Genomic DNA, 21849 nt, shown 5'->3' with positions numbered 1-21849 from the left:
ACGGCAATCTTTACGTTCTTTTTACAGCCAGACTCCGGAATTTTTCAGAATCTTGAAATCGGCTTGCCTAGTATTGCTGTTACTCCAGACCAGTTAAGGAAAGAAATCATGGATGCCGTCCATTTTCTGTTGGCAATCGCTGCTTTCCTCGTTCCCTTGATGTTGGCCTGGCTGTTTATCAATCGAAAGTGAAGGACAGAATGAACTCAGACCTATGCATCGGTATCGCCTCAACCCACGACTCGCTTGAAATCGCGGCCCTGGAGCCCGGCAAGACTGCCGTCGTCATGAAGTTTCCTGCCACGGGAATCGGCATGGAAGGTATCCGGATCTTTCTGTCTGGCTACGGCAAACCCGTGCGGCTGGCCGTCGCCGGGTTCGCGGCGTTGAGTCTGGCGCTGAGCCTGGGTAGTGCATGCGGCGGAGATACATTCATCGTCTCGTCGGCAACTGCCGAGCAGGCGGTAGCCTTGGCGCGTTATGCAGAACATGCGGCATAAGACACCATGGCACTACACACTTGCCCGGTTTGCGGTGGTCGGCATGAAGTTCACCCGGTACTTGATCGCCTCGCCTACGGCCGGCAACTGACCTGCTCGCCCCACTGCAAGACGGTATTTCCAGGATTGGTGCGGGCCCGAACGCTCGCTGAAATTGCCCAAAACATGCAGGATGAGGGCCACCGGCAAGCTGTCCGACGGTCGGGGGCCGGCGGTCTGTGCCAACAGCCGGGATTGCTTCCGCGATGTCTATGATCACCTCGCCCGGATCAATGCCTCGCTCGATACCATCCGGGACACCATCGGTACCGCGATTCAGGTCAAGCTTTCCATGGTGACCATCGAAGAAAGCGAAGTGAACAAGAAACTGGCCGCCTGGGCCGGTATTTTTGCCGTCGCCACCGCATTTGCCGGCATCTGGGGTGTCAACTTCAAGGCGATGCCCGAGTTGCAATCGGATTACGGTTACCCCATGGCCCTGTTTGCCACCAGCGCCGCCTGCCTCGCCTGGTATTTCAATTTCAAGCGCGTCGGCTGACTTTAGGAAACAAAATCAATGCCAGACCAACGCCCGGACCCCGATCAGTTACTCAGCCGCCTGAATGAAGAGGAGGCCAAGGCCAAGCGCGGCAAACTCAAGATATTTTTCGGCGCCTCGGCCGGTGTCGGCAAGACCTACGCCATGTTGGGCGCCGCCCGGCAACAGCTTCTGGCCGGCGTGGATGTCGTCATCGGCATCGTCGAGACCCACGGCCGGATGGAAACGGAAGTGATGGCCGACGGACTTGAATACCTGCCACTGCGGGATATTCCCTACCGTGACCGTATTCTCAAGGAATTCGATCTGGACGGCGCCTTGCGGCGCAAGCCGGCGCTCATCCTGATGGACGAGCTGGCCCATTCCAATGTTGCCGGCTCGCGCCATGCCAAACGCTGGCAGGATATCGACGAGTTGCTGGCAGCCGGCATCGATGTCTATTCAACGGTCAATGTCCAACATCTGGAGAGCCTGAACGATGTGGTCAGCGGCATTACCGGCATCCGGGTCTGGGAGACGGTACCGGACAAGGCATTCGATGCCGCTGACGAGGTTGTGCTGGTAGACCTGCCCCCCGACGAACTCCTGCAACGCCTGCAGGCCGGCAAGGTCTACCTGGCCAATCAGGCGGAGCGGGCGATTCGCAATTTTTTCCGCAAGGGCAATCTGATCGCCCTGCGTGAATTGGCCCTGCGCCGCACGGCTGACCGGGTTGATAGCCAGATGCTGCAGTATCGGCGCGACCAGCTCGTTTCATCGGTCTGGCAAACGCGCGATTCACTGCTGGCCTGCATTGGCACCGGCTCCGGCGCCGAGAAAGTGATCCGGACAACAGCCCGGATCGCCAGCCGCCTGGAGGCTCCGTGGCACGCCATCTATATCGAGACCCCTGCCTTGCAGCGCCAGCCGGAGCAAAGCCGCCATCGCATCCTGCGTAACCTGAAACTGGCCGAGGAGCTGGGCGCCCAGACGGCAACGCTGTCCGGCGGAGAAGCCGACGAGATGGCGATCAAATATGCGCGCGACCACAATCTGGCAAAAATTGTCGTCGGCCGGAATCATTCGCGTCTCCGGCGCCCCTGGCACCGTTCCTTTGCCGACCGGATCGGCCAACGGGCGCCCGATCTCGACGTACTCCAGGTGGCGCGCTCCAAGAACGAGCAAGATTCCGCCAAGTCGATTCAGGAGAGAGGCGACGAAAACACCTTCGAGCAGTGGTCAGCCTACGCCAAGGCGGCCCTTGGCTGTGCGCTGGCCGGACTCGCTGCCGCCCTGCTCTTCCCGATTGTCGAATTACCCAACATCGTCATGGTCTTTCTGCTGGCCGTGGTGCTGGTCAGCATGCGCTACGGCCGTGGTCCGGGTGTGCTGGCGTCCTTCCTGTCGGTTGCCATTTTTGATTTTGCCTTTGTGCCGCCGCGCTTCTCCTTCGCCGTCACCGACGTGCAATACCTGATGACCTTCGGCGTCATGCTCGCGGTTGGACTGATCACCGGCCAACTCACGGCCGGCTCGAAGTACCAGGCGAAAGTGGCGATGCGCCGGGAACAGCGGGTACGTTCCCTCTATGAAATGTCGCGCGACCTTTCGGCAGCGCTGATGCCCGAGCAGATCGCCGAAATCGGCGAACGCTTCATCGTCGCCGAACTGAGCGCCAAGGCTGCATTCATGCTGACCGATGAGAACGACCAGCTGCAGCCGGCGCTCGCCTCCGCCAATGGTCTTCCTGCCGTCGACATGGGCATCGCCCAGTGGGCTTTCGATCATGCCGAAGCGGCCGGCCAAGGCACGAATACGCTGGCCGCCAGCCCCATCCTGTATTTGCCGTTGAAGGCGCCGATGCGCCTGCGTGGCGTGCTGGCGCTCGAAATGCGCAATACCGACCGCTTGTTGATCCCGGAGCAACGGCGCTTGCTTGATACCTTTGCATCGCTGATCGCCATTGCGCTGGAACGCGTCCATTACGTCGAGGTTGCCCAGAATACAACCGTGCAAATGGAATCGGAGCGCCTGCGGAATTCCGTACTGTCAGCCATCTCCCATGATTTGCGAACGCCGATGAGCGTATTGGTCGGCCTGGCCGATTCGATGTTTTTGACCCAGCCGCCCCCGACCGGGCCACAGGCCGAGATTGCCCGCTCCCTGAAGGAAGAAGCACTGCGGGTCAGTGACCAGGTCAATAACCTGCTTGACATGGCCCGGCTACAGGCCGGCCGGGTCGAGTTGAACCGGCAGTGGCAACCATTGGATGAGGTGGTAGTCAGTGCCCTGAAAACCCTTGAGCGATCCTTCGCCAAATACCAGATCAAGATAGCCCTCGACGAAAGCCTGCCCCTAGTGAATATTGACTCCGTCCTGATGGAGAGAGTCATCTACAATTTGCTGGAAAACACCGTCAAATACACGCCGCCTGGCAGCGAGGTCGAAATCGGAGCCCGTGCCACAGAAAGAAGCATCGATATCTGGGTCGACGATAACGGTCCCGGCTTGCCCGAAGGAAAAGAAGAAATGATCTTCAAGAAATTCGAACGTGGCCAGCCGGAGGGGACGACCCGCGGGGTCGGTCTTGGGCTGGCGATTTGTCGCGCGATCGTCGAAGCACATGGCGGAGAAATACATGCCGAGAATCGCCCGCAAGGCGGTGCCCGTTTCGTCCTCTCGCTGCCCAAAGGCAACCCGCCACAGCTCGACATGGACGATGAACCCGAAGTCCAGGGGGAACACTGAATGTCTGCTGCAACTCCGACCGTAATCGTCGTCGAAGACGAAGAGAACATAAGGCGCTTCATCAAGCTGGCCCTGGAAGCGGAGCACCTGATAGTCCATGAGGCCGACTCGGTAAGCCGCGGCCTGATCGAAGCCGGCACGCGGCAACCCGATCTGGTCGTTCTCGATCTCGGTTTGCCGGATGGCGATGGCATCGACCTGATCCGTGACCTGCGCACCTGGTCGGAAATACCGATTATCGTTCTCTCGGCCCGCACGGCCGAAACGGAGAAGGTGGCAGCGCTCGATGCCGGGGCCGATGATTACCTGACCAAGCCGTTTGGTGCTGCTGAACTGCTGGCCCGCGTCCGGGCGAACCTGCGGCGATCCTCGAAGGCCGGCTCAACAGGCTTGTCGGTATTCGAGTTTGGCACGGTTCACGTCGACCTCGGCAAACGCATCGTTGAGAAAGACGGGCTCCCGATTCACCTGACGCCGATCGAATTCAGGTTACTCGCCTACCTGATTGCCAATCCCGACTCGGTACTGACCCATCGCCAGCTATTGAAGGCGGTCTGGGGCCCTTCTCATGCCGAGGACAGCCACTACGTTCGCGTCTATATGGGGCATCTCAGGAAAAAAATCGAGGGCGATCCGACCCGGCCGAAATACATTCTTACCGAGTCCGGAGTGGGTTACCGCTTTGTTACCTAGCGTGACGCTGCATCTGGTTTTGCACTTAAACGGCAGTTAGCGCGAATGATCATCCGGAGAACGCCCGCACGCTTCCGGGGACACAAGGTCGCGCTGAGCACGACTCGCCAGATGAGGCAATCGGCGGCGGCAGCCCATCGGCCGATCTCGGCGGCTGGTTGGCGCTAGAATCGGGCAGGAGCCGCTCAATGATGGGCGAGCCGGCAGAAAAACATTCGTCAGCAGGGGGGGCCAGATCGTGAGTACAGAAATGCCGGATGCCGACAAGCAGGTCGAACTGTTCCACGGCAGCCTGATCTGGCCGCTGCAACTCGAACCGCTCGCCGCCGACGGGACGGAAGGTCGGCACTGGGAAGTCTTCGGGGCAATGGAAGGGCAGCCCTGGACCCGGGTCGACGACGAATTCACCGCCGACCCGGCGCAGTTCAAGGAGCGCCATTACCGCGAATTCGTCTCCTTCCTGCCCTACGTCCAGCGCTTTCTCTATGGCGAGGGACGTTCCCGGCGCCTGAACCCGGACGATCCGCCGGGCGATTCGCCGGTGCACGTCTATCGCCGCAAGGATGTCGCCGGCCTCCGCCTGACCCTGCAACCGGGCGACGAACCGGTCGAGCTGCACGTCGTGCACCTCGACCTCTATTTCTTCCACGACCTCGACCTCGCCCTGCTCAATATCGAAGTGCGCGGCGACCACCTGCCGCTCGCTACCGTCCGGGAAATCCTCTTTCGCTTCGGCCGGGCCTATCCGTCGGGCTGGGACGAGGCCGGCCGGGGCTTGCACAACGTCCATCTCGCCGAGTGGCTGGATGCCGACGGGCAGGTCATCGCCGTTTCCGACGCCGAGCGCCGCTCGAAATACCTGGAATATGTCTGCGAACATCGCAGCCCGTGCATCTCCGAACACTGGGCCTGCATCCTGCAACCGCTGGTGCTGGCCCATTCCGACGAACCGGGCGAGTTGCGTTACCGGCTGATCGAATACCACCGCATGCCGGTCATGGCCTATCTGGCGATCACCGAGCCGCGGCGCCTGACGCGCGAAGAATGGGTGCGCATCGGGCTGGCCACGGTGCTGCATCCGACCGAGCCGTTGCCGGTGAACGAGCCGGCGGTGCAGGAATTCGAGACGCGCTACTGCCAGGACCGCTATTGGCAGGATTCGGAAAGCGGGCCGAATACCCGTTTCATCTGCACCGGCAACGTCCTGACCGTGGTCGGCAATGTCCGCGATGGCTTTTTTGTCGATGCCGAGCGTGGCGTGCTGGCCCAGTTCAGGCACCAGTATTTCGTCGTCTTCCTGATCGCCCACCTGCACCGGGCGGCCCTGCTGGTCTTTTCCGAAGTGCTGGTCGATGCGGTCAACGATCTCGATATTCGCAACGATTCATCGGTCCGCCGCTTCAAGCAGCGCATCCGGGCCAATTTCGAAACCTTTCTCCGCTTCACCCACCGCTACTGGTTCCACGAGCTGTCCGAGCGCCCGCACGTCCAAGCGCTGTTCCGGCTGTGCTCCAATCACCTGCACAACGATGCGCTGTACGACGAGGTGCGCGACGAAATCCGCGAAATGAGCCAGTACCTGGACAGCGACTCGCAGCGCCGGCAATCGAATACCGTCGTCCGGCTGACCGTGATCACCATTCTCGGTCTGATCGCCACGGTTACCACCGGCTATTTCGGCATGAACATCATTGCTTTCGGTACCGGGCCGATCGGTGAAAGAGTGGCGCATGGCCTGATCGCAACGCTGATTTTCATTGCGCTGGTGCTGTTCGCCGTCGCCCGCTCGAAACGCCTGGCCAATTTCCTCGAGGCGATTGCCGACGAGAAACTCGGACTCCGGGACAAGTTGCGTGCCCTCGCCGGCGTCGTGCTGCCCGGCCGGAGAGAATAATGGTGGAAGCGCTGCAGCGCCCCGACCCGGATGCCCTGCTCGCCCAACTGGAGGCCGAGGCGGATCAGGCCCGACGCGGTAAGCTGAAAATATTCTTCGGGGCCAGTCCGGGGGTCGGCAAGACCTATGCAATGCTCGGCGCCGCCCGCCAGTTAATTGGTCAGGGCGTCGATCTGGCGGTCGGCGTGGTGGAAACGCACGGCCGTTCGGAAACGGCGGCCCTGCTTCAGGGACTGGAACTGATCCCGCTGCGCCAGATCGACTACAAGGGGCATCAACTCCAGGAATTCGATCTCGATGCCGCCCTGGCGCGCGCCCCGGATCTGATCCTGATGGACGAACTGGCCCATTCCAACGCGCCCGGTTCGCGCCACCCCAAGCGCTGGCAGGATGTCGAGGAACTGCTCGGGGCCGGCATCGACGTCTTCACGACGGTCAATGTCCAGCACCTGGAAAGCCTGAACGACGTGATCGGCGGCATTACCGGGACGAAGGTCTGGGAAACGGTGCCGGATCACGTTTTCGACAGTGCCGATGAAATCATCCTGGTCGATCTGCCACACGAAGAACTGCTGCAGCGCCTGAAGGATGGCAAGGTCTATATTCCGCAACAGGCCGAGCGGGCGGTGCGCAATTTTTTCCGCAAAGGCAATTTGCTGGCCCTGCGCGAACTGGCGCTGCGCCGCACGGCGGACCGGGTAGACGACGACGTCCAGGCCTACCGCCGGGAAAAATCGGTGACCACCGTCTGGCAAACCCAGGAATCGCTGCTCGTCTGCCTCAGTGCCGGCCTCGGCAGCAACAAGCTGATTCGCAGCGGCGCGCGGCTGGCGGCGCAATTCAACGTTCCCTGGCACGCCATCTACGTCGAGACGCCCAGGCTGCAACGTCTGCCGGCCGAGGCCCGGGCGCGCATCCTGCGAACGCTCAAACTGGCCCAGGATCTCGGGGCGACGACGGCCAGCCTTTCCGGCCACGACCCGATCGCGGTGGCAGTGGCCTACGCCCGCGACCATAATTTGGGGAAAGTGATCATCGGTCACGACAGCGAAAGACTCTGGCCCTGGCAACGCAGTTTTGCCGAGCGCATGGGCCGGGCCTGTCCGGAACTGGATGTGATTCTCGTCGCGCGCCACCGCGACGAACGGGAAGGCACTTCGCCCGCACTAGCCGACACCAGCCCACCGGATGCTCTTGCCCGGCATTGGCCGGGCTATGCCTGGGCGAGCCTCGCCGTCGCGCTGGTCACGGTCGGCACGGCACCCTTGGTGCGCTATCTCGATCTGGCCAATATCGTCATGGTCTTTCTCCTTGCCGCGGTGCTGGTCGCCTATAAGCTTGGCCGCGGGCCGGGCGCCTTGGCCGCCCTGCTGTCGGTCGCCGCCTTCGATTTCTTCTTCGTCCAGCCCCGTTTTTCCTTCACCGTCAGCGATGTCCAGTACCTCCTGACCTTTGCCATCATGCTCGGCGTTGCCCTGCTGATCGGCCAGCTAACCGCCGGCCTGAAGTTTCAGGCGATGGTGGCGGAGAATCGCGAGCAGCGCATGCGCGCCTTGTTCGAAATGGCCAGGGAACTGTCCAGCGCGCTGACCAACGAGCAGATCGCCGAAATCAGCGAGCGCTTCATCCAGCGGGTGTTCGCCGCCCGCTCCATGCTGCTGGCCCTCGACACCAAGGACAAGCTGGTCCGGATCAGCGAACTGGATACCTTGCCCGAACTCGATGCCGGCATCGCGCAGTGGGCTTTCGATCACAACGAACTGGCCGGCCTGTCCACCGGCACACTGCCCTCGGCACCGGTGCTCTACGTGCCGCTCAAGGCGCCGATGCGGACCCGCGGTCTGCTGGCCCTGCTGCCGACGCTCGGCCAATGGACGGCGGCACCGGAACAACAACGGCTGCTGGAAACCAGCGCCACGCTGATGGCGATCGCCCTCGAACGCGTGCATTTCATCAGCGTCGCCCAGGAAGCCTTGATCCAGATGGAGTCGGAGCAGCTGCGGAATTCGCTGCTGTCGGCGCTCTCGCACGACCTGCGGACGCCGCTGACCGTGCTGACCGGCCTCGCCGATTCGCTCAGCCTGGCCGGCCCGCCCTTGCCCAAGGCGCAGGCCGACATCGCCCAGGCGATTCGCGAAGAGGCGCTGCGCACCAGCGCCCTGGTCAGCAATCTGCTCGACATGGCGCGCCTGCAGTCGGGCAACGTCAAGATCAACCGCGACTGGCAGCCCCTTGAGGAAATCGTCGGCGTCGCCCTGCAATCGCGCGCCCAGCTGTTGGCCGGTCATACCGTCCAGGTGCTGCTGCCGGCAGATTTGCCCTTGCTCTATTTCGATCCGATCCTGATGGAGCGCGTCTTCTGCAACCTGCTGGAGAACGCCGCCAAATACACCCCGGCCGGCAGCACCATTACGCTGTCGGCCAGGCAAAGCGGCGATTCGGTTGAAATCATTCTCGAAGACAATGGCCCTGGCCTGCCGGCCGGCAAGGAAGAAGCGCTGTTTGCCAAGTTTGCCCGGGGCAAGAACGAATCGACGGTGACCGGCGTCGGCCTCGGGCTGTCGATTGTCCGCGCCATCGTCGAGGCCCACGAGGGAACGGTCAGCGCCGAGAATCGGGCGAGCGGCGGGACGCGCTTTGTCATTCGCCTGCCGGCCGGGCAGGCGCCGGAAGTCCCGAAAGAGGTGATCGAGTGAGCCCTGGCGCCAACCCGTACAACGTCATCATCATTGAGGATGAAGTGCAGATCCGGCGCTTCGTGAGAACGGCGCTCGAGGCCGAGAACTGCGCGGTGACCGAGGCCGCGTCGGGCGAACGCGGCATCATCGAAGCCGGAACGCGCAAGCCCGATCTGCTGGTTCTCGACCTTGGCTTGCCGGACTGCGACGGCATCGAGGTGATCCGCGAAATACGCAGCTGGTCGGCCGTGCCCATCCTGGTCCTTTCCGCCCGCAGCATCGAAAGCGAAAAGGTGCGGGCGCTCGATGCCGGCGCCGACGACTACCTGACCAAGCCGTTTGGCATCCCCGAGTTGCAGGCGCGCGTCCGGGCCTTGCTCAGACGGGCCGCCCATTCGGCCGGGACGGAAAGCCCGCAGACCACGCTCGGCGACATCCAGATCGATCTGATCAAGCGGCAGGTCTGGCGCGGCGCCGCTGAAATCCATCTGACGCCGATCGAATACAAGCTGCTGGTGATGCTGCTGACCAACCTCGGCAAGGTGATAACGCATCGGCAACTGCTGCGCGAGGTCTGGGGGCCAAGCCATGTCGACGACACGCATTACCTGCGGGTGTATATGGCCGGCCTGCGCCGCAAGCTCGAGGTCAATGCCAACCTGCCCCGGCATCTCCGCACCGAGCCCGGCGTCGGCTACCGCTTGGTCGAATAGGCCATGCCGCCATTGGGCACCATGCGACGCTTCTAGCGCCGCAACTGCAGCTGGCGCAGGCCAAGATAGACGGCCACTGCCGCCAGCAGCGATACCAGCGAAATGACCGCCGCTTCAATCAGCAGCGAGCGCCGTGAATGCCAGCCCGTCTCGGGTGCAACGCTGAGCATCCATTCGCCGTTGGGGACCGGAATCGCTATGTCGACCGGCCGCTCCAGCGGCTGATCCGAGGAGCTGGCGAAAACATGGCGGACGCTGTTGTCGGGCCGCAAGCGCCAGAGTTCGTAGCGGTATCCGGCGCGTTCGATGGCATCGAGGCGGGTGGCCAGCAATAGTTCGGGCAGCCGGATCAGCACCTGGACCAATCCCCAGAACTGCTCGTTGCCGTCTGCATCCTTGATGAAAACCGGGTTGCGCCCGACGATGCCGACGCCGCCCTGGCGCAAATCGACCGGGCCGGCCAGCCCGAGCTGACGCCGTTCGATCACCTGCCGCGTTTCCGGCCCCTGGACGGGATCGTTGAGCGGACTGAAGCCGATCACCCGCTCGTTGCCGGCCAGCGGCTCGACCGCCCTGATCGTCCCGTCGGGCGCCAGTTGCAGGGCGGCAATGCCGCCAAACTGGCCGATCAGTTCCTTGGCGAGCAAGGGAAAATTGTCGATCTTTCCGTTGCCCTGCCGGATCACCGCACTCAAGGCAATGGCGGCGGACAGCGAACGATCGAGACGGCCGCCGAGATCGTGGGCGACCGCCACGGCCAGTTGGCGGGCCTGGATTTCATGCTGCTGATGGTCCGAACGCTCGATGCCGAAAGCGACCAAGCCGCCCAGCAAGGCCGTCAACAGCCCGGCGAGGGCCGCTGCCAACAAGGCTCGGCGTTGGCCTTGCGCATTCCCGACAGCGGAGATCCAGTAGCGCAAGGTTAACCTCCAAACTTTATCCTGATCCCAGTCTAGCCGGATTTCCAGATGTTGCGACAGCGGGTTTCCCTAACCCACCAGCACGAAGCGGCCCCCAGCGTCGCGGCCACGGTGACCACCAGCAGCCCGCTCCGCCACGTCGCCAGATCATAGAAACGTGCGCCGCCGAACAGTTCCCCCTGCCAGCCGAGATCCATCACCCAGCCGACGAGCGGTTGCAACAGCGCGCCGGCCATGAAGCCACCCATATTGGCGACGCTGGTGGACATGCCGGACAACAGCGGCGGATTGACTTCCTTGGCGCAGGCCCAGGTCAGGCTGAAGCCGGCGGTGGCCAGCCCGAACAGCGCAAAGACGATGTAGGACAAAGTCAGCGGCAGCGGTGTGCAGGAGAACAGCAGCAACCAGATCGCCGCATAGAGGTGCGAGGCCACGATCAGGACCGGCTTGCGCCGCCCGAGGCGGTCGGACAGCGTGCCGATGAAGAAACAGCCGATGGCGAAGCCGCCGAACCACAGCGACAAATGCGTCGCCGCCACGGCCCGGGCCAGGCCGTGCACCTGCATCAGGTAAGGCGTTGCCCAGAGGCCGGCAAAGGTGAAGAAGGAGCCGGACATGCCGGTATTGACCAGGGCGGCCGGCCAGGTATCGCGGTTCTTGAGCACCGACCACAGGCTGCCCAGGACGACTGTCCGGTCGACGCGCGGCCGCGCCACCCCGGCCGAGGATTCAGGGCTGTCGCGCACGATGAGCCAGCACAGGATGCCGAGGACCAGCGACAGCGCGCCGACGCCGACAAACACGCCGCGCCAGCCGGAGACCTGGGCGAGGGCCGAGAGCGGCGCGCCGGCCAGCACCGAACCGAGGTTGCCGACCAGCATGCAGACGCCGACCATGGTCGCGAAACGATCTTCCTCGAACCACACGGCAATCAGCTTGAGCATGGCGATGAAGGTGACCGAAACCCCGAGGCCGACCATGGTCCGGCCGACCAGCGCCAGATCGAGGGTCGGCGCTAGGCCGAACAGGAAGCTGCCCAGCCCGCCGACGATGCCGCCCAGCGCGAGGATCCGGCGCGGCCCGAAGGTGTCGGCCAGGATGCCGGTCGGCACCTGCATCAGCGTGTAAACGTAGAAATAGGTGGCGGCCAGCACACCGAGCGAGGTCGCCGAGGTCTGGAACGATGACGCCAGATCCTGCGCGATGCCGGCCGGGGCAAAGCGCTGGAAAAAGGAGAGAACGTAGGCCAGCGCGACAATGCCGATGACCAGCCAGCGCCGACGCTGCTGTTCCGGGCTAAGGGTTTTCATGCTGGCTCATCGGCAAAAATCCTGTAGAAAAGACGAGAGCCGCCACAGCGACTCTCGGAGTCCCGTCCCCGCCGGAGCGGGTCGGGGAAAACGACTCGAAACGGCGCTTTACTTGAGCGTCAGAATCCACTTGGCCAGCGTCGCCGCTTCGGCATCGGTGACATTGTTCGGCGGCATCGGCACCTGGCCCCACTCGCCCTTGCTGCCGCCCTTGATCTTTGCGGCCAGGGCTGCTTCGACCCCCTTCTCGCCGCCCCGTTTGGCGACGATGTCCTTGTACGACGGACCGACAATCTTTTTGTCAGCCGAATGGCAGGTCAGGCAGTTCTTGGCTTTTGCCAGATCTTCCGAAGCCATGGCGCCACCCGCCAGCAGAAATGAAACCCCGATTATTGCGACAATTTTTTTCATTGTTTTCTCCGGATAGTCATGACCGGCAACACCACCGGCCAGCAGACGCAGTCTAACCCGAGACCGCGGGCGAATATAAGCTCAGGACGCCATCTCGATGAGCAGCGCCTCGATCTCCATGCGGCCGACCGAATTGGCCATGGCGATCAGGACAAAGCCGGGCTTGAGCAGAAAGTCCTTGTCCGGATTGAATTGCCAGTTGCCGTTCCGCTCGCGCACCGCCAGCAACACGTAATTGGCACTGCGCAGCTTCAAGGCGCCGAGCGGCTTGGGAATGAAGCCGGCCGGCACCATCACCTCTTCGACGCGCAGGTTCTTTTCCGACTTGAGCATTTCGTCGAGGAAAGAGACCACGTGCGGACGAATCATTGCCGAGGCGATCCGCATGCCGCCGGTAAAGTCGGGGGAAACGATGGCATCCGCCCCGGCCTTGCGCATCTTTTCGACATTGCGCACTTCCTGGCAGCGGGCGACGACCCGCACGTCGGGTTTCAACTGCTTGGCGGTGATGACGATCATCAGATTACGCGAGTCGTCGCCGGTCACCGCGAAAATCCCCTTGGCGTCCTCGAGATCGGCCGCCACCAGCACGTCGTCGTCGCTGGCATCGCCATGCAGGTAGAGCAAGCCGGGATTCTTTTCCTTATATTCCTCGAGGCGGGAGAGGTCTTCGTCGATCGCCACGTAATGCCGGCCGGTGGCCTCCAGCTCGTGGGCGATGTTGCGGCCGACCCGACCGAAACCGCAAAGCAGGTAATGGTGTTTGAGTTTCTTGATTTGTTTTTCCATACGTTTTCTCCGCAGGGTTCCATTCAGATCGGTTTCGAGCAGCGCGACGGTCACCACCGAGAAGAGCAGCGACAGGTTGCCGGCGCCGAGTATGCCGATGACGACGGTGAGAATCCGGGCCGGCTGGTTGCTCGACATGTCGATGATTTCCGCGAAACCGATGGTGGCCACGGTAATGAAGGTCATGTAGAAACAGTCGAACCAGGAATACTTGCCGTCGGTCAGGTACATGTAGCCGATTGCACCGAACAGATGCACGGCGAAGAGCATGCCGAGGGCGATATAGACCAGCCGGAAGATGTACCCGGTCTGCGAGGGATTGATCACGGACACCGGCCGGCCGCCTAATCGGAAATGGGCACGGACTGGGTCATGAAGATCACCGCCTTGCCGCCATCCATATTGACGTGCAGCGACTCGACCAGCGGCGGATTGATCGCCTGTTCGGCATCCCACTTGACGATGAAATTGGCCCCGGAACCGCCGGAGGCGTCGTTCAGCTCGACAAACAGCTCAAGCGTCCCGAGGGGCGGCAGGACGACCGGCGTCGGCACGCGCTCGCCGAGCAAGGTGCCGTGGGTATCGAAGTAACGGGCCGATACGACGCGCAACGGCCGGCGGGTATCGGTATTGCGGATGCTAACCAGCGTCGACAACAGGACGAACGAGGGCTTGCCGCTCTTTCCCAGGTTGCCATAGAGCATGTGCGAATAGATCGGTAGATAGAGCGTTTGCGCCTTGACCAGCGGCCGCAATTCCTGCCCGACGACGACGCTCGAAGCGCCGCAAAAAAACAGGGCGCAGAGCAGCGCCCGCCATGATTTTTGATGTTTTTTCATCTCTCCCCACCCTTTTTTCGCGGACCGACCATCGCCCGATTGTTCGCCGACCTGCCGCCGATTCTGCCACAACCGTCGCCCAAGCTGCGGCACAAGGGCCGGAGAAGGATTACCATCAGCACAAAAGAGCGACCAGCACGGAGGGGGAATGCAACAGTTCTTCAAGAAGACGGACCTGACCGGAGATTTCTGGGGCGGCCTGGCGGCCATGCTGGTCGCCCTGCCGGCCGCCATCGCCTTCGGGGTCACCATCTATTCGGCCATCAGCCCGGCCCATGCGGCGCTTGGCGCGCTGGCCGGGATCATCGGGGCGACGGTGATCGGGCTGATCGCCGCCATCCTCGGCGGTACCGACCGACTGATCAGCGCCCCCTGCGCGCCGGCCGCCGCCGTTCTCTCGGCCTTCGCCATCGGTCTGGTCCAGGACGGCGAGTCGGCCGGCAACATCGTGCTGATGCTGCTCTTGCTCGGCATTCTCGCCGGCCTGTTTCAGGTGCTGTTCGGCATGGTCGGCATCGGCCGCCTGATCAAATACATTCCCTACCCGGTGGTCAGCGGCTATCTGACCGGCGTCGGGCTGATCATCATCGGCAGCCAGATCAGCAAGCTGTTCGGCACCTCTGGCGAAATCTCCTGGTATCAGAGCGTCACTTCGCCCTGGCTGTGGGACTGGCGGGCACTCGCCGTCGGTGCGGCAACGATTGCCGCGATGCTGATCGGACCGAGCATCACCCACCGCTTTCCCGGCACCATCCTCGGCATCGTCGCCGGCCTCGCCACTTACTTCGGCCTGGCCACCCAGGATGCCAGCCTGCTCGAGGTGGCCGGCAACCCGTTGCTGGTCGGCCCGCTCGGCGCCAGCAGCGAAGGCTATTTCGCCTCGATTGCCGGGCGCTGGCATGAACTGGGCGGCATCCATCTGGCCCAGGTCGCGGCCCTGCTCGGCAGCGCCCTGACGCTGGCCGTGCTGCTCTCGATCGACACCCTGAAAACCTGCGTCGTTCTCGATCAGATGACGCGCAGCCAGCACGAGCCGAATCGCGAACTGATCGCCCAGGGCGTCGCCAACATCGCCTCCTCGTCGATCGGCGGCATTCCCGGCGCCGGGACGATGGGCGCCACCCTGGTCAATCTGTCGAGCGGCGCAACGACCCGCGCCTCGGGCGTCGTCGAGGGCATTTCCGCGCTGGTCTTCGCGCTGCTCCTGAGCAATTTCATCGCCTGGATTCCGGTCGCCGTGCTGGCCGGCATCCTGATCGCCGTCGGCCTGCGCATGATCGACCGCGAACCCTTGCGCTTCATCCAGTCGCCGGCCACCGTCTTCGATTTCGCGGTGGTCCTCGTCGTCATCATCGTCGCCTTGAGCATCGGGCTGATTGCCGCTTCCGCGGTCGGCGTCGCGATGGCGATCGTGCTCTTCCTGCGCGAGCAGATCGGCGGCTCGGTGGTGCGCCACAAGTTCTACGTCAATCAGATGTCGTCGACCTGGCATCGGCCCGAAGCGGAAACCCGCGTTCTTGAGCACAAGGGCGACCAGGCGGTGATCTTCACGCTGCAGGGCAGCCTTTTCTTCGGCACGACGCAACAGCTCAATGCGCTACTCGATCCGGAGATCAAGACGCGCAATTTCATCATTCTCGACATGAAGCGGGTCCAGTCGGTGGACGTCACGGCCGCCCATCTGCTGCGTCAAGTCCGCGATGCGCTGGCCGAGCGCCACGCTCTGCTGATCCTCTCCAATGTCCATGAAAAGCTGCCAAATGGCCGCAATCTGCGCGAGTTTCTCGAACAGACCGGGGTCACCGAGAACAGCGACACGGTGCGCCTGTTCCCCGAACTGGACAGCGCCATCGAATGGGTCGAGGACCGCCTGCTCGGCGAAGAGGAACGCGCCCAGACGGCGCCGGAAGTGGCGCTGCGCCTCGACGAAATGGAGCTATTCAAGGATCGCAAGGACGAAACCCTGGCCGACCTTGAAGCCAGCCTGGAAAATCGCGTCTATGCGGCGGGCGAAGCGATCTATTCACTCGGCTCGCCGGGCGATGCGATCTACCTGATCCGCCGCGGCTCGGTCAAGATTTTCGCCCCGCTCGGTGCCGGGCGAACCCGCCACATCGCCACCTTCGGGCGCGGCGATTTCTTCGGCGGGCAGGCCTTCCTGGACGGCCGACCGCGCGGCAACGACGCGATTGCGGCAAGCGAAACGGAGTTTTTCGTGCTCTCGCTGGAACACTTCAACAAGCTGGCCGACGAGCACAAGAAACTGGCCTTTACGCTGCTGGCGGCGATCTCCCGCTCGCTGGCCATGCGCCTGCGGCATGCCGATACCGAAATCGCCATGCTGCAGGAGTATTGATTCAGCCGGCCGCCAACGGCCGCGCCGAAGGGTCGGTCAATTGACCGGCTTGTCGTTGGGATACTCGATCGCCGTCTTGAGCAAGCTGGACATCGGCAAATCGAGGCGGGCGTTGTTCGGCGGGATCGGGCCGCCGAACCATTGGTCGTAGATCCGCGCCAGTTCGCCGCTTTGCATCAGGCCGCGCAAGGTTTCATCGACCACTTGCTTGGCCGCTGGATCGCCGTAGGGCAGCATGACGGCCCACGGTTCGGCCGCCAGAGCACCGTCGAGCAAGCGATAGTCGGCACTGCCGGCGCGTTGCACGGCCAGCGTCGCGCCTTCGCCGATATAGGCATCGACCTCGCCCTTGACGAAGGCCGCCATGGCTTCGGCCGGGCTGTTGGCCAACTGGTACTGGAGCGTGATATTGCCGCTCAGCGCGGCCTGTTTCACCTGCCGTTCGGCAATGCCGCCGGCCAGAACGACCACACGCTTGCCGGCCAGCTGGTCAAAACTGGCAATCGCGGCACTGTTTTTCACCATCACCCGCGCTTCGTTCACGTACAGCGTCAAGGAGAAAGCGACCTGCTTTTGCCGCGCCACCGAATTGACCGCCCCGCCGCAATCAAGATCGACGACGCCGGTCTTGAGCAGCATGATGCGGGCGTTTTCGGTGACGGCAATCGGCACGACCTTGAGCTTCTTGCCCAAACGGATCTCGATGGCCGAGACGACATGCGAACAGATTTCCCAGGTGTAGCCAACCGGACTGCCCTGCCCCGCCGGCAGGTAGGTGAAGGGCTCCGCCGCTTCGCGGTAGCCAAGATGAATGCTGGCCCGCTGGGCGATCCGCTCGAACGTCGGGCTTTCCTCCGCCGCCACGTTCAGGCTGATGGCAAGCAAGCTGGCAAAAATCAGGCGCGGCAGACCACACATATCGTTTCCCCTTAAGCCCCGTTGGAGCGTCGCAGCGCCTCCGGGAATGTTGAAAATCCGGCCGAATTGTACTGCCTGGCCGGTTTTGCATGGCCGCTGTCCACCCGAACAATGGCCAGCCCGGCACCGGGCAACTAAGATGGTCGTTGCCCACCGACGCGAAGGAAACACCATGCAGGCCTTTCAGGATTACTACCCGGAGAACGTCGCCCATTGCTACGGCTGCGGCCGGCTCAATGCCGACGGACATCAGATCAAGACTTTCTGGGAAGGTGACGAAACCGTCACCCGCTTTCAACCAAAACCCGAACACACGGCGATTCCCGGCTTCGTCTATGGCGGCCTGCTCGCCTCGCTGATCGACTGCCACGGCACCGGCACGGCCGCCGCCGCGATGTACCGCGCCGAAAACCGCCCGATGGACAGCCTGCCGGCCTTTCGTTTCGTCACCGGCTCGCTGCAGGTCAGCTACCTGAAACCGACACCGCTCGGCCCACAACTGGAAATCCGCGGCAAGGTAAAGGAGATCAAGGGCCGCAAGGTCGTCGTCGAAGCCACTGTCTACGCCGACGGCATCGCCACCGCCCGCGGCGAAGTCATCGCCCTGCAGATGCCGGACAGTTTCACCGGCTGAGCGGAAAATGTGAAACCCGGCTCTGGCCGGTCGGCTTTCTGGCGAAACAGGCTGGCAAGGATCATCGGCTGGACTGCGCTATTGAACTCGGTGTGAATTGGTCGAGAGGCAGCCTACGGCCAAAACCTGCCGCTCAAGAAAGTGCCCAATACCCGACATTCGCACTCTTCCTAGACATCGATTGGTTTACTTGATATTCCATTTGGTTCACGGGACGATGCGCAGATGAAGATACTTTTTCTACGGCGTCGTTAACCGCCTAATGTCAGCACCAACTATCGCAGAGACTTGGCACTCTTCCTTTGGCGCGGCACCGCCTGTCGGATACCTGTGTCGAACGACTCTGCGAGATCGATGGATGCGGATACACAGCCTTCCCGAGTCAAAGAGGTACCCAGAGACAAAAGTTGAGCGTGACGAAGTTTTACATCGCCAAAATGCTGCCGCTTGCTACGCATTGGGTGAAGGTTCTGAGTGCATCCTCTTCATAACCCAGTACGGCGAGAGTCGGCATTGGCCCGATTACTACGTTGAAAGTTCAAGATACGCTGCTGAATTTTTGGCGTTAGATCGTTTCGCGCCTGAGTACGTGCAATCGTATGAGAGGGGACAGGACGGGCCATTGCAGCTCTTTGCAACCCGTCAGCGCTGGTACACGGGTGCCTTTGATGAACTGATTTTGATGTGTGCCGACGGAACTGCGGGACCCTATCTGTTCGCGAATATCGACAGGCGGAATGCATATGCGCCCTACGACGGTGGCGCCGATTTATTCTTTTCAGCTTCAGATGCCGTTGTCGAAGCACGTCAGAAGTTTTCGGACTGGCTCTCTACAATTGAGAGTGGCCTATGAGCCTGACGGCTAACAGTTGCTCGTCGCGGCCAATGCTGCCTGCCGGACAGCGCCGACGTTGAACGTCCGGTTTCCAAAACCTGAGTGACCGGAAAGGGCACGAAGCAACCTTTCATTGAATGTGTCACGCTCATCCGCGCAAACCGAACCGGCCATAAGGTGATGCTCCTTGGCCAGAGGCCCTGCAGTTAAACGCTCAAGGCCATGCGATCCGGAAACCATCGTCGATCCTCGACACCCCCGCCAAGCCTACCGCATCGATTCAATAGCCTTTCAAGCCGATAATCGCGGCAACTCGATCTCGACGACCAGGCCTTGGCCCGGCATTTTCCGGGCGTAGATCCGGCCGCCGGATGCCGTGATCGCCCGCCGGGCGATGGCCAGGCCGAGACCGTAGCCGCTCCCGAAGGTGCTTCCTTCGCCGCGGAAAAAAGGCTGGAAGATGGACTCCAGTTCGTTCTCCGGCACCCCGTGTCCCTGATCGGCGATGGTTATGTGGAGCGCGCCATCATCCGGACTGCTGACCTGCAGGCGCACCGTGCCGCCGTCGGGCGAATGGCCGATGGCGTTGCGCACGACGTTCTCGATGGCCCGGTGCAGCAACTCGGCGTTGGCGCTCACCTCGGCGCTCGGGCCGGGGGTGAAGGCGATGGCGATCTGTCGGGCACTGCCTTCAAAGCGCGCATCCTCGGCGATGCTGGCGAGCAGTTCGCCGATATCGACCGCTTCCAGTTCGCCGGTCACCCCCGCTTCGACGCGCGACAGCGTGAGCAGTTCGCCGATCAGCTGGTCCATCCGGTCGCCTTCGCGTTCGATGCGTTGCAGGAAATCGTCGATGCGTGCCGGCTGCTGGCGGGCCAGGCCGATTGCTGCCTGCAAGCGGGCGAGCGGCGAGCGCATTTCGTGGGAGACGTCGTGCAGCAGGCGTTGCTGGCCTTCGATGAAGCTCTGCAACTGCGCCGTCATGCGGTCGAAATCCTTGCCGAGATCGGCCAGTTCGTCGCGGCGGCCGCCCATGCCGGGCGTCACCCGGACGTCCAGATTGCCGTTGGCCGCGGCATCGAAGGCATTGCGCAACTGGCGTATCGGTTTGGCGAAATACCAGGCCAGACCGGCCGCACAGAGCAGACTGGCGAGCAGCCCGACGATCATCGGCAACACCGGCAACGGGCCGCCCGGCGGCCGGCCACGGGGTGGCGGCAGGCCGCGGGCAAACTCGGGCGGCGGATGATCGGCGAATTCGGGCGGCGGTGGCCCGGGATAGTGCCTATCCCCGATGCCCGGCAGATGGTTGGCAAACTGCTGGCGCTCGACCCAGAACAGCGCCCCGGTGCCGAGAATGCCGGCGAGCTGGGCCAGCCAGATGAAGACGAAAAACTTCCAGAACAACCGCCCCATGCTATTCCCGGATCAACTGATAGCCCTGGCGATAGACGGTCTGGATGCAGGACCGGCCGTCGGCCAGGGTGCCGAGCTTGTGGCGGATGCTCGACAGATGCACATCGATGCTCCGGTCAAAGCGGGCGAGCGGCCGACCGAGCGCGATCTCCGACAGTTCGCTCTTGCTGACCGGCCGCCCGGCATGGCGGGCCAGGGCTTCGAGCAGGTTGAACTCGGTGCCGGTCAGGTCGAGCACGCCACCGGCCCATTCGGCGCGGCGCAACTCCGGACGGACAGTCAGATCGCCGACGACGATCGGTGCGTTGGCCGGCTCGCTGGCCGTCGCCGTGCGCCGCAGGATGGCCCGCAGACGGGCGGCCAGTTCGCGCGGCTGGCAAGGCTTGGGGACATAGTCGTCGGCCCCCAGTTCGAGGCCGATAATGCGATCGAGGTCGTCGCCTTTCGCCGTCAGCATCAGCACCGGCAGCGCGCTGACCGCCCGGATGCGGCGCAACGCCTCGATGCCGGACAGCTGCGGCATCATCACATCGAGTACCGCGATGGCGAAATCGCCGCTCAGGGCGGCGTCAACGCCGCTCGCCCCGTCGTGCACGGTGCTTACCTGAAAACCATCCTGGGCCAGGTAATCGCCGAGCATCTCGGCCAGTTCCACGTCGTCATCCACCAGCAAGACTGCCGCCATTCTTCCATCCATCGTCGCCATTTACCGGCTGCATCATAGCCAATGCAATGGCCGGCCGGCTTTGTATTTACAGAGTTTTACCCGGCCGCGGCTGGCCGGGCGGCAAATATTGCCGCCCCCCGGAATTTGCCGCCCGAATGGCCGAAATCAGCGGCAATTTGCGAAAAGCTGGGGGCGCGACGATATTTTTCGCCGATTTCTTAACAAAGCTTTACTCCGCTTAACCAAAACCGCCGTCAGGTAGCGTGTTTTCGGGCCGATAACTTGCAAAAGGGAATACACCTGGCCCCGGCCACGGCTTTTTCAACTCAACGCAAGGAGCGAATCATGGTGAGCAGCATCAGTCAAACATCCCAGATAGCAAGCCAGCTGTTTTCCAAGCTGGACACCAAAAATCAGGGCTATATCGAGAAGAGCGACCTGGCCTCGGCCTTCAGCCAGATCGGCGGGACGAGCAACGACGACACCAGCGTCGAAGACGTTTTTGCCGCACTGGACAGCGACAGCGACGGCAAGGTCACGGAGAGCGAACTTTCCAGCGTAATGAGCAAGCTCCAGGATGAGCTTGAAAGCCAGTTCAATCAGATGCGCATGCAGGGCATGAGCGGCCAGAGTTCGCAGGGCATGAGCGGCATGCCGCCGCCCCCGCCGCCGGGCGGCGATAGCGGGTTCACCAAGGAGGAACTGACGCAGCAATTGTCGGAGGCCGACAGCACCGACAGCGCGCGCAGCAGCCTGATCTCCAAGGTGGTCAGCAATTTCGAAGCGGCCGATACCGACGGTGACGGCAAGGTGACCTTCCAGGAAGCCACGGCCTACGATCAGTCAACGCAGAGCGCGACGACCAGCGATACCAGCAGCAGCAAAACGGCCGAGAGCAGCGATGCGCAGATCATGAAGAAGATCATGGAGCTGATGCACGCCTACAGCAGCCAGACCGACACGACATCCAGCCTCAGTTCGCTGCTGTCCGTTTCGGCCTGACGCATTAAT

General features: G+C 62.5%; 19 protein-coding genes. 11 read left to right on the top strand and 8 right to left on the bottom strand.

Annotation, left to right across the window (positions count from 1 at the left end):
- The first annotated feature begins 200 nt into the window (after positions 1-200).
- The 7 genes from KI611_RS05410 to KI611_RS05380 all read left to right on the top strand — a co-directional run bounded on the left by KI611_RS05410 (position 201) and on the right by KI611_RS05380 (position 9743).
- Entirely contained in the window at positions 201-500 is a 300-nt protein-coding gene (locus tag KI611_RS05410; protein WP_226418804.1) for a hypothetical protein, read from the top strand.
- Between the two features lie 172 nt (positions 501-672).
- On the top strand, positions 673-1038 hold the full coding sequence (locus KI611_RS05405) for a CorA family divalent cation transporter (protein WP_413464005.1): 366 nt from the start codon (positions 673-675) through the stop codon (positions 1036-1038).
- 18 nt (positions 1039-1056) lie between these two features.
- Positions 1057-3765, top strand: a complete 2709-nt coding sequence (gene kdpD, locus KI611_RS05400) for a two-component system sensor histidine kinase KdpD (RefSeq protein ID WP_226418803.1) — start codon at positions 1057-1059, stop codon at positions 3763-3765.
- Entirely contained in the window at positions 3766-4458 is a 693-nt protein-coding gene (gene kdpE, locus KI611_RS05395; protein ID WP_226418802.1) for a two-component system response regulator KdpE, read from the top strand.
- A gap of 238 nt (positions 4459-4696) precedes the next feature.
- A complete protein-coding gene (locus KI611_RS05390) occupies positions 4697-6352 on the top strand; it encodes a CorA family divalent cation transporter (RefSeq protein WP_226418801.1) in 1656 nt (551 codons plus the stop codon).
- Positions 6352-9048, top strand: a complete 2697-nt coding sequence (gene kdpD, locus KI611_RS05385; protein ID WP_226418800.1) for a two-component system sensor histidine kinase KdpD — start codon at positions 6352-6354, stop codon at positions 9046-9048. Before KI611_RS05390 ends, kdpD (KI611_RS05385) begins: the two co-directional genes overlap by 1 nt.
- Entirely contained in the window at positions 9045-9743 is a 699-nt protein-coding gene (locus KI611_RS05380; RefSeq protein WP_226418799.1) for a response regulator, read from the top strand. Before kdpD (KI611_RS05385) ends, KI611_RS05380 begins: the two co-directional genes overlap by 4 nt.
- 32 nt (positions 9744-9775) lie before the next feature.
- On the opposite strand, the gene KI611_RS05375 is transcribed toward KI611_RS05380, so the two are convergent.
- From KI611_RS05375 to KI611_RS05355, 5 genes are all read right to left on the bottom strand, one after another.
- The gene (locus KI611_RS05375; RefSeq protein WP_226418798.1) at positions 9776-10663 is read right to left on the bottom strand and encodes a CHASE domain-containing protein; all 888 of its coding nucleotides are present in this window, start codon (positions 10661-10663) and stop codon (positions 9776-9778) included.
- A gap of 32 nt (positions 10664-10695) precedes the next feature.
- Entirely contained in the window at positions 10696-11973 is a 1278-nt protein-coding gene (locus KI611_RS05370) for an MFS transporter (protein ID WP_226418797.1), read from the bottom strand.
- Positions 11974-12081: 108 nt separating this feature from the next.
- The gene (locus KI611_RS05365) at positions 12082-12384 is read right to left on the bottom strand and encodes a c-type cytochrome (protein WP_226418796.1); all 303 of its coding nucleotides are present in this window, start codon (positions 12382-12384) and stop codon (positions 12082-12084) included.
- 81 nt (positions 12385-12465) lie between these two features.
- On the bottom strand, positions 12466-13506 hold the full coding sequence (locus KI611_RS05360; RefSeq protein WP_226418795.1) for a potassium channel family protein: 1041 nt from the start codon (positions 13504-13506) through the stop codon (positions 12466-12468).
- An 11-nt stretch (positions 13507-13517) separates the two neighbouring features.
- A complete protein-coding gene (locus tag KI611_RS05355; protein ID WP_226418794.1) occupies positions 13518-14012 on the bottom strand; it encodes a DUF3124 domain-containing protein in 495 nt (164 codons plus the stop codon).
- Positions 14013-14160: 148 nt separating this feature from the next.
- Between KI611_RS05355 and KI611_RS05350 the strand changes: the two genes are divergently transcribed.
- A complete protein-coding gene (locus tag KI611_RS05350; protein ID WP_226418793.1) occupies positions 14161-16368 on the top strand; it encodes a SulP family inorganic anion transporter in 2208 nt (735 codons plus the stop codon).
- A gap of 36 nt (positions 16369-16404) precedes the next feature.
- Here KI611_RS05350 and KI611_RS05345 read toward each other — a convergent pair whose 3' ends face one another.
- Positions 16405-17286: an amino acid ABC transporter substrate-binding protein gene (locus tag KI611_RS05345; protein WP_226418792.1), complete on the bottom strand. Its 882-nt coding sequence runs from the start codon at positions 17284-17286 to the stop codon at positions 16405-16407.
- A gap of 172 nt (positions 17287-17458) precedes the next feature.
- On the opposite strand from KI611_RS05345, the gene KI611_RS05340 reads away from it, so the two are divergent.
- Both KI611_RS05340 and KI611_RS05335 read left to right on the top strand, forming a co-directional pair.
- Positions 17459-17920 (top strand): PaaI family thioesterase, encoded by a 462-nt coding sequence (locus KI611_RS05340; protein ID WP_226418791.1) that lies wholly within the window; start codon positions 17459-17461, stop codon positions 17918-17920.
- A gap of 622 nt (positions 17921-18542) precedes the next feature.
- Positions 18543-18773 (top strand): hypothetical protein, encoded by a 231-nt coding sequence (locus tag KI611_RS05335; protein ID WP_226418790.1) that lies wholly within the window; start codon positions 18543-18545, stop codon positions 18771-18773.
- A gap of 273 nt (positions 18774-19046) precedes the next feature.
- Here KI611_RS05335 and KI611_RS05330 read toward each other — a convergent pair whose 3' ends face one another.
- Together KI611_RS05330 and KI611_RS05325 are read right to left on the bottom strand one after the other, a co-directional pair.
- A complete protein-coding gene (locus KI611_RS05330) occupies positions 19047-20171 on the bottom strand; it encodes an ATP-binding protein (RefSeq protein ID WP_226418789.1) in 1125 nt (374 codons plus the stop codon).
- 1 nt (position 20172) lies between these two features.
- Positions 20173-20856 (bottom strand): response regulator transcription factor, encoded by a 684-nt coding sequence (locus tag KI611_RS05325; protein ID WP_226418788.1) that lies wholly within the window; start codon positions 20854-20856, stop codon positions 20173-20175.
- A gap of 327 nt (positions 20857-21183) precedes the next feature.
- On the opposite strand from KI611_RS05325, the gene KI611_RS05320 reads away from it, so the two are divergent.
- A complete protein-coding gene (locus KI611_RS05320) occupies positions 21184-21840 on the top strand; it encodes an EF-hand domain-containing protein (protein ID WP_226418787.1) in 657 nt (218 codons plus the stop codon).
- The last annotated feature ends 9 nt before the right edge of the window (positions 21841-21849 follow it).

The sequence above is a fragment of the Dechloromonas denitrificans genome (genome assembly GCF_020510685.1).
Taxonomy (GTDB): Bacteria; Pseudomonadota; Gammaproteobacteria; order Burkholderiales; family Rhodocyclaceae; genus Azonexus; species Azonexus denitrificans_A.
This window is presented reverse-complemented; position numbering and strand designations above follow the sequence as displayed.